This is a genomic window from Pontibacterium sp. (genome assembly GCF_041587635.1).
In the GTDB taxonomy this organism is placed as follows: domain Bacteria; phylum Pseudomonadota; class Gammaproteobacteria; order Pseudomonadales; family Balneatricaceae; genus Pontibacterium.
Genome location: NZ_JBFGYC010000055.1, coordinates 1 through 12,831, shown reverse-complemented (window position 1 = coordinate 12,831; position 12,831 = coordinate 1). Strand labels below are relative to the sequence as shown.

Here is a 12,831-nt window from a genome sequence, read left to right as displayed (position 1 = left end):
TATGTGGTGAATACCCATTGGCACGGGGACCATACAGAGGGCAATCTTGCTTTGGGTGAGCATGCTCAAATTGTCGCGCATGATAACGTGCGTGCTCGCTTGCTGACGAAGCAGGAGATCCGCCTGTTTAATATGGTATCGGAACCTTACCCAGAGGCAGCGGTCCCTTCGTTGACTTACGATAGTACCCTGACGCTGCATATGAATGGCGAGACCGTTAAATTAGTGCACTATGCCGGCGGGCATACCGATGGAGATTCGGTCGTCTTTTTTAAAAATGCCAATGTGGTGCATACGGGTGATCATTTCTTCAATGGATTTTTCCCGTTTGTGGATGTCGACAGCGGCGGTAATGTGCTGAAGATGGCGCAGAATATCGAAGCCTTGCTGGCGGAACTCGATGATGAAACTAAGATCATTCCGGGGCATGGGCCGTTAGCGACCAAAGCCGATATGCAAGCGTTCCACGCGATGTTGGTGGGGACGGCGGCGGAGGTTAAAGCTATGAAAGATCAGGGTATGAACCTGGGGCAGATTCAATTGAAAGGCTTGAGCGATCGCTGGGAGGAGTGGGCCGATGGTTTCCTGTCGACTCGCGTCTGGATCGGCATCGTCTACGCCAGTCTGTAATCACCTTTCTTATAGGATGAGAGTTGTCCGGCCTGCTGTCGCGTGGGTTGGGCCTCAATCTATCTTCGCGCTTTTGCATTCTTCATAATCCTGAGGGGCTGTTACAATACGCGCTGATTCTTCTCAGTGGTTACGACATGTCCTCCAGATCCCAGACGCACTCACCCCGAAAGCCCGGTTTGCATCCACGCAATCCACACGCAGAACGCTACGATTTGCCCGCGCTGATTAAGAGCTGTCCCGAGCTTGAACCTTTTGTCGCGGAAAACCGGTTTGGTGATCTGTCAGTGGATTTCGCTGACCCTGCGGCTGTGAAGGCGCTGAACAAAGCGTTGTTACTGCATCACTATGGGTTGTTGCATTGGGATATTCCAGCCAATTATTTATGTCCTCCGGTTCCGGGACGGGCGGATTATATCCACCATCTGGCCGATCTGTTGGCGAAGGATAATGGGGGCGAAATTCCTCAGGGACGTAAAGTTATTGGCTTGGACATCGGTACCGGTGCAAACCTGATATATCCGATCGTGGGACACTGTAGTTATGGATGGCGGTTTGTCGGTACGGATATCGATCCTGTGGCGGTGGGTTCGGCAAAACTGATTGCAGATTCTAACCCAGCGCTACACAAGGCCATTAAGTGTCGTCAGCAGAAGAACCCCGAGGATATCTTTACGGGGATGATCGGCGCTGATGAGTTATTCGATTTCAGTCTGTGCAATCCCCCCTTTCATGCTTCACAGGAAGCGGCCAGTGCGGGGACTCAGCGAAAACTGAAAAACCTCGGAAAGGCAAAAAAGGGTGGTAAAAAGGGCGCTCAGGCATTGAACTTTGGTGGCCAGAAGGCCGAGTTATGGTGTCCGGGTGGTGAGTTGGCGTTTGTTAGCCGTATGGCACAGCAAAGTGCTGATTTTGCCGATCAGGTATGTTGGTTCTCTAGTCTGGTGGCGAACAATGACAACCTGCCGGGTATTTACCGTGCATTAAAACAGGCGGGAGCGGTGGAGGTCGAAACGATCCAGATGGCACATGGCAATAAGATCAGCCGTCTGGTTGCCTGGAGTTTTCTCACGGCTGAGCAGCGTCAGGGGTGGGCTGGGATTCGTTAAAGCCTGCCTATATCCTGACGAATCAGTTCGCTAACCCGGATCAGCGCACGGCGTAGATCCGGATTGCCATCGTAGACCGAAAAGTTCAGACGGATGCAGTGGCGATATTCTCCTTGGGTGGAAAACAAGCTGCCGGGTGTAATGGCTATGCCTTCGCTTAATGCTTGTTGATAGATTCGGTCGCCGTCACAGCCCGCAGGCAGTTCTAACCAGCTCAGATAACCGCCTTCCGGGTGAGAGAAAGATACTTCTCCGGGCATATGACGGCACATATCTTCAGCAAGCAGGTCCCATCGCTGTCGGTAGGTCCGTTTGAGTCGGCGTAGGTGGCGGGCAAAACGCCTTTCGGCCATAAACTCCGCTGATGCGTCCTGGGTTAAGCCCGATGAGGCTAAGGTTGTGACATATTTTAGATAATTGATCTCTTCATAGAATTTCCCGGGTATGACCCATCCTATCCGAATATCGGTATCCAGAGACTTGGAGAACGAGCTGCATAGCACCACCCTCCCGCTAGTATCGAGTGCTTTTAGTGGCGGGTGGCGGTGGCTCTGGTAGTTCAGCTCACCGAATACATCGTCTTCAATAATCGGCAGTTGATAGGGTTCGGTGATCGCCATCAGTTTTTTTTGCTGACCCGTATGCATCTGGAATCCAAGGGGATTGTTGATATTTGGGTTGAGTAAGAGTGCTTTGATTGGCCATTCGTTCAGGACCTTCTCCAGCAAACAGAGATTAATGCCCTCACCGGGAATGGTTGGAATCTCGACGACTTTGAGTCCCAGTGCCTCAATGCATTGCAGCGTGCCGTAAAAACTGGGCGATTCGACGGCAATAATATCCCCTTGTGATGCAATAGCACGCAAGCTCAGGCTGATACCCTCCTGGGTGCCGTTACTAATGATGATCTCTTGCGGTTTACAGGCAAAAGCGGATTCACTGATGTGATGTGCCAGGCGACTCCTTAGCAAATCACTCCCAGGTGGGGGTTGGTAATGACTGATTTTAGATTGCTGATGTGCGCGGTGGCGCGCGTTCTTGGCGAGCGTTTTATATAACTGTGCGCGTGCGGGAAACCGGGTATCCGGGTCGGCACTGCCTAAAGGATGAAGATCGGAACGGGAGGCGGCTCGAATAATATTCAGGGCCAGTGCGCCCAGCTGCACCGGGCGGGGGGATGCGGATACCTCCGGCAAGGGTTGCCCGTGGCTGACAAAAAATCCCTGCCGTGGACGTGGTTCGATTAACCCTTCGGCTTCCAGCTGTTGGTAGGCGTGGATAATCGTATTTTTGCTGACTGCCAGCTGCTCGCTCAGGCTGCGCAGGGAGGGTAAAGGCTCGCCGGGGCGGAGCTGATAGCTTTCAATATGTGCCCGTAGGTTTTCGGTAACCTGCTCGTATCGTTTCATGGGTACAGTAAGCCATTGCTAAGCATAAATTAAAATATATTTGTTTCTGTACCCATGTATTTAGCGTGCTACTGTGCCTTTATCGTGATGACCACTGATCGTACCGTCTAAGATCACACTAGATTGAATGGGATAGGCAGATGGGAAACTTGCATAAACGTTGGGTACAGGCGGTACCGTTCCTATTCGTTGTACTTTGGAGTACCGGTTTTATAGGTGCCAAGTATGCGTCTCCTTATATCGAGCCGTTTCATGTTCTGTTAATTCGTATGCTGATGACGCTGGTGGCTTTTGGTGCATTGGCGTTGATTCTGAAAGCGAAGTGGCCTTCTCCGGTGCAGGCAATGCATCAGATGGTGACGGGGTTTCTGGTACATGCGGTTTATCTTGGTGGGGTGTTTGCCGCGATTGAGTGGGGTTTGCCCGCAGGCGTGACCGCGATCATCATGGGCCTACAGCCGTTATTGACGGCGCTGATGAGCTGGCAGTTGATGGGGGATAACCTGCGACCGGTCCAGTGGTTGGGACTACTGATCGGATTTGTGGGCGTAGCACTAGTGCTGTTGTCAGGGGAAGGTGGCGGTCAGTTTACGATTGATACGGCATCAATGATCGCTGCGGTGGCGGCGTTGGTGGCGATCTCGGTTGGGACGCTGTATCAGAAACGTTTTGGTAGCGGAACGGATCTGTTCACCGGTTCGTTTTACCAATATCTGATGACCGCGATTGCGATGGCGGTGGTTGCATTTACGTTCGAGACAGGTGAAATCAACTGGCAGCCTGAGTTGATAGGCGCACTGTTATGGATGGTGTTTGGGCTTTCCGTCAGTGCGATCTTGCTGTTGATGCTGATGATCCGCGAAGGGGAGGCGGCGAAAGTCGCCAGTTACTTCTATCTGGTGCCGCCGCTAACCGCTATTGAAGCCTGGTTGTTGTTTGATGAGCAATTAAACCTGATGGGGATCGGAGCCATTGCGCTGACTGTTCTGGGGATTTACTTGGTCCTGCGCCGTCACTGACGGCAGCAGGTAGATCAGGTATGATGTTCGGCCATTGTTCATTTCCTGATCCATCATGCCCGAGTTACCCGAAGTAGAAACCACCCGTCGTGGTATCGAACCCCATGTTGTTGGGCGCACGGTTGCCCATTTTGATGTACGGCAGCCTAAATTGCGCTGGCCTGTCCCTAAAGCATTAGCAGCGTTGTTACCGGGCAAAACCGTCGAAGCGGTCAGTCGTCGGGGCAAATATCTGTTGATTCAGTTTGATTGCGGACATCTTCTGGTACATCTGGGGATGTCAGGCAGCCTGCGGGTTGTCGAACGCAGCAAAGAGCCGGGCAAACATGATCATGTGGATCTGTGTCTGACCGATGGAAAAGCCTTACGTTTGACCGATCCGCGTCGCTTTGGTGCGGTACTCTGGCAGGATGCGGATGAGGTTCACGAACTACTCGCCCACTTAGGGCCTGAGCCGCTGAGCGATGAGTTTGACGATCAGTATCTTCTGATGAAAGCAAAAGGGCGTAAAACGGCTATTAAAGCGTTCATCATGGACGGCAAGGTGGTCGTAGGGGTAGGGAATATCTATGCCAACGAAGCACTGTTTGCAGCGGGTATTCATCCCAAACGCGCTGCAGGTAAGATATCTGCGGCACGCATGAACCGTTTTGTGTATGAGATTAAACGGGTGCTAGCGGCTGCGATTGAGCAGGGCGGAACCACTCTGAAGGACTTTGTCGGTGGTGATGGAAAACCAGGTTACTTTAAGCAGCAACTGAACGTATACGGCCGTGCGGGCGCGCCTTGTGTGAGTTGTAAACAACCATTAAAGGAGATTCGCCTTGGCCAGAGGTCTACGGTTTACTGTAGCCACTGCCAGCGGTAGGTATTCAATATGAATGTACATGTCAGTCATGCAACGATGACGCAGGAAGGCTTACCCAGCCGCGAACGCCTGCGGGAAAAGCTTCAGATAGGCCCCTGGTTAGAGAAACGTCAGGCGTTTCAGCTGGGTAAAGATGCGTTGCACTGTGAGCTGTACGAGTACGATGTCGCGGCACCGACGGTGTTGTTCTTGCCCGGTATCGGCACGTATTCGGAACTCTATGCCGAAATGCTGGGTAAACTCAGTGAGCGTGGTTTTAACGTGGTCGCTATTGATCTGCCAGGTCACGGATACTCAGGTGGTCCTCGTGGGCTTTATACCGTTGAGCAGGTGAACTTTGCAGTGTCCATGGTTCTGGATCACTTGCAGCAGCGTTTTACCGGCCCGTTCTCTATCTTTGGTTATTCTATCGGTGCGCTGCTGGGTGTTGCTGCGGCCGAGCAGGATGAGCGAATCGAAGCCGTGTTGTGTGGCACATTATTGCTACCTGATATCGCACCGGATTTTCTACACGAAATGGGTTGGCAGTGGACCCATGCCAGCGCCTTTTTCTTCCCGTATATGAAAGCGCCATTGCGTCTATTTGTCGACTTTAAGATGTTGTTGGCCAGTCATCCTGCCGGAGAAGAGATCAATCGGGATCCTCTGGTGGTATTTGATTACCCCTTAAAGACCTTATCGAGTGCGTTCTCTTGTCACTGCAACGTGCTGAAACAGCGTTACCCGTTTAAGAGTGCCATTATCCATGGTGATCGGGATGAGGTTTTGCCGTTGGCCTATTCAAAGCGTGTTGTTGAGCAGTGTGAACAGCCTTTTGAGTTGTTGGTTATGGAACAGACGGGGCATATGGTGCCGTGGTTGCGTACCGATCAATTGGTCGATATTGCCGCTAAGTGGTTGTTGAATAACCTGTAATTAAAGCGTCAAAAGGGATTCATAGGACTGTCACCTGCCCCAAGCAAACTGCACACTAAACATCCAGTGTGAGATTTGGTGGCAGCTATGAATACCCTGCACAAAATTACCAGTTACGATGCCTTGGCTTTTTACTGGTGCCACGGCCTTACGCACATGCCCCGTTTGGCGACCTGCAGTCGTATGATCTCCCGTCTGGGTGACGGTGGTTTATATCTGGCCTTGGGCTTGTCGTTGGCGATGTTTGAGGTACAGGATGGAGAGAGCTTCCTGTTTGCCGGGCTGTTGGCATTTGCGCTGGAGTTGCCCCTCTATCTGATTCTGAAGAACACCATCAAACGTGACCGTCCCTGTGATCGCTTTGACAATTTTGATGCATTCATAATCCCTTCTGACAAATTCAGTTTCCCATCGGGTCATGCCGCAGCGGCGTTTGTGTTCGCGACTGTCCTGAGCCACTTCTACCCATCCATGCTGGTGTTGAGCTACAGCATCGCGGTGCTGATCGGGCTCTCCCGCGTGATGTTGGGTGTGCATTATCCGACGGATATCGCCGCCGGTGCGGTATTAGGTACTTCTATCGCCACCGTGGCACTGAATGTTTACGCACTATAGATCTTACGGACGTTGATTTTATGCGTGTACTTTATGGTGTTCAGGCGACGGGAAACGGCCATATAACCCGCGCGCGCGTGATGGCGCCAGCATTGGTGCGCGCTGGCGTTGAAGTGGATTATCTTTTCAGTGGCAGACCAGCAGATCAGCTTTTCAACATGGAGCCGTTTGGTGATTACCAGACCCGTCAGGGGCTGACGTTTGTGCAGCGTGATGGTCAGGTGAAGGTGCTGGAAACACTGCGCAAGAATAATCCGTTACGCTGCTGGAAAGACGCTGGTGAGCTGGATCTGTCCGGATATGATCGGGTGATCACGGATTTTGAGCCGGTGACGGCCTGGGCGGCGAAACGGCAGAAAGTGCCTAGTGTCGGAATCGCCCATCAGTATGCGCTGTGCTATCCCATACCGGGTCACAACTATCATCTGTTGTCTCGCTTGATTCAGCTGTTTGCGCCTGTCGACACGGCGATTGGCGTGCATTGGCACCATTTCGACTACCCGGTGTTGCCACCGTTAATACAACCGCCGTTATTTGAGCCTACAGTGGAAGCGGATAAAGTGCTGGTTTATCTGCCGCTGAACCCGGTTCCGGAACTGGAAGTGCGTTTCTCTGTATTCGAAGACCATCGCTTTTATATCTACTGTGGCATTGATGAGCCGTATCAGCGCGGCAATCTCTATTTCATGCCATTTTCTCGTGAAGGTTTTCAGCAAGACCTTTCCAGCTGTTCCGGTGTGGTCACCCATTGTGGATTTGGTCTGATCAGCGAAGCGTTACAGTGTGGTAAAAAAGTGTTTTCCATGCCGATCAAAGGGCAGGTTGAGCAGCTTTCCAATGCGCATGTGCTGGCAAAATTGGGATTGGCAACGATCGCTAAAGATTACGATGAGTCACTGCTACTCAGCTGGTTGGCGTTGGATCAGCCTGAGCCTCGTGTTACGCCGGATGTGGCTAGTCACTTAGCCGCCTGGATCGCGAACAACTGTTGCGAGAGTCCGGCTGAACTGGCTAAACGACTGTGGCAGCAGGATATTGCCAGCGTCTGAAAGCACCTGCTGCTCAGGCAAACGTCAGTTGTCCCTTCTCCGCGGAAGCTGGCACAATGCGGCTTCTTTGTTTCTCTGGACCTGTCATGATTTCCGGCGTTCTCTTTGGTTTTGCGGCTGCACTGATGCAGTCCGTATCCTATGTCTGTTCCGCCCAGTTTATTTGTCAGCACAAGGCGACGCCACTGACCTTGTTGGTGCTGATGCATCTGGTGCTGGGGGGGATCTCTTTGCTGATACTGCCGTTTCTATGGCATCCAGAACTGTTGAACGTTGGCAACTATGCCACGCCTTTATTGTTTACCGCCCTGTTTTATGGGGTAGGGCAGATCTCCCTGTTTCAGGCGATCAGAGCGTCTGAAGCCTCACGCGTGAGCCCCTTGCTGGGACTCAAGGTGTTGGTGCTGGCGCTGATTGGCCTGCTCTGGTTTGGTGACAGTTATGAGCTTATCCAGTGGCTGGCGGTGGCGCTGTGTGCCTTGGGAGCTGTCTGGCTGAGTGCCAGTGGTGGACGCATCCACGGACGCGCATTGTTTTGGGTCGTGATGGCCTGTGTGGGATATTCTTTGTCCGATCTGTCAGTACTTTACACGATGAGAAGCTTTGAGCAGTTGCCGTTGATCCATGCGGCGGCGGTTGGGGTGTGTCTCTGTTACCTGATCTGCGCTGTCGCCAGTCTACTGTTATATCCCCGTATTAAAGAGAAACATCTATTGTTGCAAAGCACACCCTCAGCACTGACCTGGTTGCTGGCAATGATGTGCCTGTTTGCCTGCTTTGCGGAAATTGGCGTGGTGTTTGGGGGGATCGTGCAGTCGAGTCGCGGATTGCTGTCGATTTTTCTAGGAGTGTTCTTAACTTGGGTGGGGTTCCGTTACGCTGAAAAAATGCCGGCAAAGCGCGTTTTTGTGCAACGGTTCTCTGCTTCTGCATTGATGCTATTGGCGATAGTGATGTTTTCGCTGGGCGCAAACGATCTGATCTGAATAGATATGATGGGTGTTATTTGAGGGTGGCAGGTATCTATCTGCCAAAAAGAAAGGGGCGCTCAGTTCCTTTGAGACGCCCCCTCGTTGGCTTCCATTTTCCGTGCGGTGTACCACATAGTCACGGTGACCGTTGCTAATATGGTATTGGCTTCCTGCCGCGGCTTCCTGCCTTCCCTTCCGCTTGTCTTGGCCTTCCTTGCTATTCGTTCCATGAACAGGAGATCCACAAGACGCATTATCCGGATAAGGCGTGAGCTGATATATAGGAAAAATTCCTAATTTTTCAGAAGTTATACTTAAGTAGTATCTCGCGAATGACAAAGAAGATGTGGTGTGATGCGGGGGATTTGTTTCGTTCAGACATGAAAAAGGGCGCTTCGATCCATCGAAGCGCCCTTCATTGGCGTCCATAATCCATGCAGCTAATCCTTGGGCTTCCAGCCATCAGCATCCTGCTAATCCGTTCTGCTTGTGTATGCCATCCAATATATTCGTTCCATGAACAGGAGATCCACGAGATTTATTATGCTTTGGAGGTACCTCGGTTGATATAGGAAAAATTCTTAATTTTTCACTAAGAAGTGAACTTTTCGATATAAAAATAGGGTGGGTAACATCGTTTGGTTATTTAAAGGAGTGATTGCACTTCTATTGCGGTTAGTCCGGAACGGCAGGCCGCTATTGTCTATATAAGCACAAGACGGTTTTGATCTGTCGGCGCTGATGAGTGATATACCAAACGGTTGGCTGCCACATTCGGACTATAGGTATGGGAAAACGCCTAATTTCATCTATGTTTTTCGCTGCAAGACATGAAATCTACTCACATGGATAGACAAGCTCGGTGGGACGCACATACACTAGGAGACTATTGTCTTGGTCGGGGTGCCCGTGCGCAGTGCAGGGGCTGAGAGTAAACCCGCTGAACCTGAACCGGTTAAAACCGGCGTAGGAAATCGAGATTGGAAATGACGACAAAAATTCTTATGACAGGCCTTATCATCACCTTCGGTTCACAGCATAGAGGGGGATGTTGATGCCAAATCCAGCCCAAATACCTATTGCCCTGACGATTGCCGGTTCTGATTCTGGCGGCGGTGCAGGCATACAGGCCGATCTGAAAGCGTTTTCCGCACTCGGCGTATACGGTGCTTCGGTGATTACTGCGCTGACCGCGCAGAATACTCGCGAAGTACGTGCCATCCATCGGGTTCCCGTTCCTTTTATTATCGATCAACTGGCAACGGTTTTTGATGATCTTCGGGTTGATGTGGTTAAAACCGGCATGCTTGGTGATGCTGATGTGGTTATCGCTGTTGCTAACTTCTTACGTCAGTATCCGCAGACCAAGCTGGTGGTCGATCCGGTCATGTTGTCCAAAAGTGGCGATGCGCTGCTGAAAGCAGAGGCGGTTGATGCTTTGGTTCATCAGCTTATCCCTCTGGCATCAATCATTACACCGAATTTACCGGAAGCGGCTGTCATTCTGGGATGCGACGAACCGAAGAATCTGGTTGAAATGGAACGGATGGCGCGTGATCTGAAGGCGCTTGGGCCAAAAGCGGTGTTACTCAAGGGTGGTCATCTGGAAGATGAAGATCAGAGTCCCGATATTTATTTTGACGGTGAACAGTGCATCACACTGAACACTAAACGTATCAACACACAAAATACCCACGGTACGGGATGTACATTAGGGTCTGCCATTGCCGCAATGTTGGCAAAGGGTGAGCTGCCATATCAGGCGGTAGAGCAGGCCAAAAACTATATCTCTAATGCTATTGCGGCGGCGGATACGCTAGCGGTGGGCAGCGGACATGGTCCGGTGCATCACTTCCACGCGTTGTGGTCAAAGTGATTGGCAAACTGGGTAACATAACGAGAAAGTAAGCAGGCGACATATGGCAGAGAATATGAAAAACCTCAGCGAAAGTGCTCAGGTAGACCGGGACTCCGTACAGCCGTTCCCGAAATCCCGCAAAGTATATGTTGAAGGCAGCCGTCCTGATATTCAGGTGCCGATGCGTGAGATCTCCCTGGACGATACGCCCACTGATTTTGGCGGTGAAAAGAACGACCCATTGTATGTGTACGATACGTCCGGTCCTTATACTGATCCAGCTGTAGATATCGATATCCGTAAAGGTTTGGCGCCATTGCGTGAAAACTGGATTCTGGAGCGTGAAGACACCGAACAACTGGATGCGTTGACCTCTGAGTACGGTCGTGGACGTGAAGCGGATCTGCGTCTGGATACGTTGCGTTTTGATCTTCAGCGCAAGCCTCGGCGCGCTCAGTCAGGCAAAAATGTCACCCAGCTGCACTATGCACGTCAGGGCATTGTGACGCCTGAGATGGAATACATCGCCATCCGTGAAAATATGAAACTGGCAAAGTCCAAGGCGGAAGGGAACGTGGTTGCAGAACAGCATCCGGGCCATAGCTTTGGTGCAAAACTGCCAGAAGAGATTACGCCGGAATTTGTACGTAAAGAAGTGGCTGAAGGCCGCGCAATTATCCCAGCCAATATCAACCACCCTGAAGTTGAGCCAATGATCATCGGCCGTAACTTCCTGGTGAAGATCAATGGCAACATCGGTAACTCTGCCGTCACGTCCTCCATTGAAGAAGAAGTGGAGAAAATGACCTGGGGTACACGCTGGGGCGCGGACACCATTATGGATCTGTCCACCGGTGATAACATTCATGAAACCCGTGAATGGATCATGCGTAACTCCTCCGTACCTATCGGTACCGTACCGATTTATCAGGCGTTGGAGAAAGTAAAAGGTGTGGCGGAGAATCTGAACTGGGACGTGTTCCGCGATACGCTGATCGAGCAGGCAGAGCAAGGGGTTGATTACTTCACCATTCACGCCGGTGTTCTGTTGCGCTACGTGCCAATGACCGCGAAACGCATGACAGGTATCGTATCCCGCGGTGGTTCCATCATGGCGAAATGGTGTCTTGCACACCACGAAGAGAACTTCCTCTACACCCACTTCCGTGAGATCTGTGAGATCTGTGCAGCTTATGATGTGTCTTTCTCTCTGGGTGACGGCTTACGTCCGGGCTCTGTTTACGATGCCAACGATGAAGCGCAGTTTGCCGAGCTGGAAACACTGGGCGAGCTGACCAAGATCGCATGGGAATACGACGTACAGGTGATGATCGAAGGTCCGGGGCATGTGCCAATGCACATGATCAAAGAGAACATGGACAAGCAGCTGACCGAATGCCATGAAGCACCGTTCTACACGCTTGGCCCATTGACCACTGACATCGCACCAGGTTACGACCACATCACATCCGGTATCGGTGCGGCCATGATCGGCTGGTACGGTTGTGCCATGTTGTGTTACGTGACACCGAAAGAACATCTGGGTCTGCCGAACAAAGCGGATGTAAAAGAAGGCATCATCACCTACAAGATCGCAGCGCACGCAGCGGATCTGGCAAAAGGTCATCCGGGTGCACAGATTCGTGATAACGCGATGTCTAAAGCGCGCTTTGAATTCCGTTGGGAAGATCAGTTCAACATCGGTCTGGACCCGGACACTGCACGTGCGTATCACGATGAAACATTGCCAAAAGATTCTGCAAAAGTGGCACACTTCTGCTCCATGTGCGGACCTAAGTTCTGTTCCATGAAGATCTCGCAGGAAGTACGTGATCTGGATGCCGAGCAGGTAGCAGCCATCAACGCAAAAGCGGATGAAGGGATGCAGGCGAAATCAGCAGAATTTAAAGAATCAGGTGCTGAGATTTACCATAAGGTGTAAATAGTTTCAGAATTAGATTCTTAAATAAAAAAAGCCGCCCCTAAAGGGCGGCTTTTTTCGTTTTCAGCCATAAACCACCTCCTATGGAGGTGGTGATCATTCGCTCGAGGCTCTGCCTGAAGAGTGCTCATGCTAAATACTGTTTCGTTTGTTACCAGCAAATGAAAGGAGTAGTTAGCATGAGCCGATACGAATCCGCATCACACGTATTCTATCGATGTCAGTATCACATCGTCTGGACGCCGAAGTATAGATACAAAATACTCAAGGGAAGTGTGGGCAAAGAGGTTTACCGAAGTATCTATATTTTCTGTCACATGAAGAAGTGCAAGGTGGTTGAACTGAATGTGCAGATAGATCATGTGCATTTGGTGGTGCGCACGCCGCCGAGCCTGAGTGTGTCAGATCTTATGGGTACACTGAAAGGCAGAACAGCGATTAGGCTG

Annotated in this window: 12 protein-coding genes and 1 riboswitch; of the genes, 11 read left to right on the top strand and 1 reads right to left on the bottom strand. The window is 51.3% G+C overall.

Annotated features, from left to right (window positions below; genetic code table 11):
• Positions 1–630 (top strand): MBL fold metallo-hydrolase (locus ABYW01_RS05030; protein ID WP_372831411.1); only part of this gene is annotated, 630 nt, incomplete at its 5' end.
• Positions 631–767: 137 nt separating this feature from the next.
• Positions 768–1,739, top strand: coding sequence for a 23S rRNA (adenine(1618)-N(6))-methyltransferase RlmF (gene rlmF, locus ABYW01_RS05025; protein ID WP_372831410.1), 972 nt, complete (start codon positions 768–770; stop codon positions 1,737–1,739).
• On the opposite strand, the gene ABYW01_RS05020 is transcribed toward rlmF, so the two are convergent.
• Entirely contained in the window at positions 1,736–3,148 is a 1,413-nt protein-coding gene (locus tag ABYW01_RS05020) for a PLP-dependent aminotransferase family protein (RefSeq protein ID WP_372831409.1), read from the bottom strand. The genes rlmF and ABYW01_RS05020 overlap by 4 nt on opposite strands.
• A gap of 140 nt (positions 3,149–3,288) precedes the next feature.
• Between ABYW01_RS05020 and ABYW01_RS05015 the strand changes: the two genes are divergently transcribed.
• The 9 genes from ABYW01_RS05015 to tnpA form a co-directional block, all read left to right on the top strand.
• Complete coding sequence (locus ABYW01_RS05015; protein WP_372831408.1) at positions 3,289–4,167, top strand: DMT family transporter; 879 nt, start codon at positions 3,289–3,291, stop codon at positions 4,165–4,167.
• Positions 4,168–4,222: 55 nt separating this feature from the next.
• Positions 4,223–5,035 (top strand): bifunctional DNA-formamidopyrimidine glycosylase/DNA-(apurinic or apyrimidinic site) lyase, encoded by an 813-nt coding sequence (gene mutM / locus ABYW01_RS05010; RefSeq protein WP_372831407.1) that lies wholly within the window; start codon positions 4,223–4,225, stop codon positions 5,033–5,035.
• A gap of 9 nt (positions 5,036–5,044) precedes the next feature.
• Positions 5,045–5,950, top strand: coding sequence for an alpha/beta hydrolase (locus ABYW01_RS05005; RefSeq protein ID WP_372831406.1), 906 nt, complete (start codon positions 5,045–5,047; stop codon positions 5,948–5,950).
• An 87-nt stretch (positions 5,951–6,037) separates the two neighbouring features.
• Positions 6,038–6,565 (top strand): phosphatase PAP2 family protein, encoded by a 528-nt coding sequence (locus tag ABYW01_RS05000; RefSeq protein ID WP_372831405.1) that lies wholly within the window; start codon positions 6,038–6,040, stop codon positions 6,563–6,565.
• 20 nt (positions 6,566–6,585) lie between these two features.
• Positions 6,586–7,614, top strand: coding sequence for an MJ1255/VC2487 family glycosyltransferase (locus ABYW01_RS04995; protein ID WP_372831404.1), 1,029 nt, complete (start codon positions 6,586–6,588; stop codon positions 7,612–7,614).
• Between the two features lie 86 nt (positions 7,615–7,700).
• Positions 7,701–8,600 carry a DMT family transporter gene (locus ABYW01_RS04990; protein ID WP_372831403.1) on the top strand — a complete coding sequence of 300 codons (900 nt, stop codon included), beginning with the start codon at positions 7,701–7,703 and terminating at the stop codon, positions 8,598–8,600.
• An 874-nt stretch (positions 8,601–9,474) separates the two neighbouring features.
• Positions 9,475–9,575: riboswitch (TPP riboswitch) on the top strand.
• Positions 9,576–9,639: 64 nt separating this feature from the next.
• Positions 9,640–10,461 carry a bifunctional hydroxymethylpyrimidine kinase/phosphomethylpyrimidine kinase gene (gene thiD / locus ABYW01_RS04985; RefSeq protein WP_193954792.1) on the top strand — a complete coding sequence of 274 codons (822 nt, stop codon included), beginning with the start codon at positions 9,640–9,642 and terminating at the stop codon, positions 10,459–10,461.
• Positions 10,462–10,504: 43 nt separating this feature from the next.
• Positions 10,505–12,385, top strand: coding sequence for a phosphomethylpyrimidine synthase ThiC (gene thiC, locus ABYW01_RS04980; protein ID WP_304621446.1), 1,881 nt, complete (start codon positions 10,505–10,507; stop codon positions 12,383–12,385).
• Between the two features lie 179 nt (positions 12,386–12,564).
• Positions 12,565–12,831, top strand: a 267-nt coding sequence (tnpA, locus tag ABYW01_RS04975; RefSeq protein ID WP_372831402.1) for an IS200/IS605 family transposase, incomplete at its 3' end; no start/stop codon positions are given.

Excerpts from the sequence above, each read along its gene's own strand:
- rlmF (WP_372831410.1), top strand. The coding sequence starts at position 768 with ATGTCCTCCAGATCCCAGACGCACTCACCCCGAAAGCCCGGTTTGCAT.
- ABYW01_RS05020 (WP_372831409.1), bottom strand. The coding sequence starts at position 3,148 with ATGAAACGATACGAGCAGGTTACCGAAAACCTACGGGCACATATTGAA.
- ABYW01_RS05015 (WP_372831408.1), top strand. The coding sequence starts at position 3,289 with ATGGGAAACTTGCATAAACGTTGGGTACAGGCGGTACCGTTCCTATTC.
- mutM (WP_372831407.1), top strand. The coding sequence starts at position 4,223 with ATGCCCGAGTTACCCGAAGTAGAAACCACCCGTCGTGGTATCGAACCC.
- ABYW01_RS05005 (WP_372831406.1), top strand. The coding sequence starts at position 5,045 with ATGAATGTACATGTCAGTCATGCAACGATGACGCAGGAAGGCTTACCC.
- ABYW01_RS05000 (WP_372831405.1), top strand. The coding sequence starts at position 6,038 with ATGAATACCCTGCACAAAATTACCAGTTACGATGCCTTGGCTTTTTAC.
- ABYW01_RS04995 (WP_372831404.1), top strand. The coding sequence starts at position 6,586 with ATGCGTGTACTTTATGGTGTTCAGGCGACGGGAAACGGCCATATAACC.
- ABYW01_RS04990 (WP_372831403.1), top strand. The coding sequence starts at position 7,701 with ATGATTTCCGGCGTTCTCTTTGGTTTTGCGGCTGCACTGATGCAGTCC.
- thiD (WP_193954792.1), top strand. The coding sequence starts at position 9,640 with ATGCCAAATCCAGCCCAAATACCTATTGCCCTGACGATTGCCGGTTCT.
- thiC (WP_304621446.1), top strand. The coding sequence starts at position 10,505 with ATGGCAGAGAATATGAAAAACCTCAGCGAAAGTGCTCAGGTAGACCGG.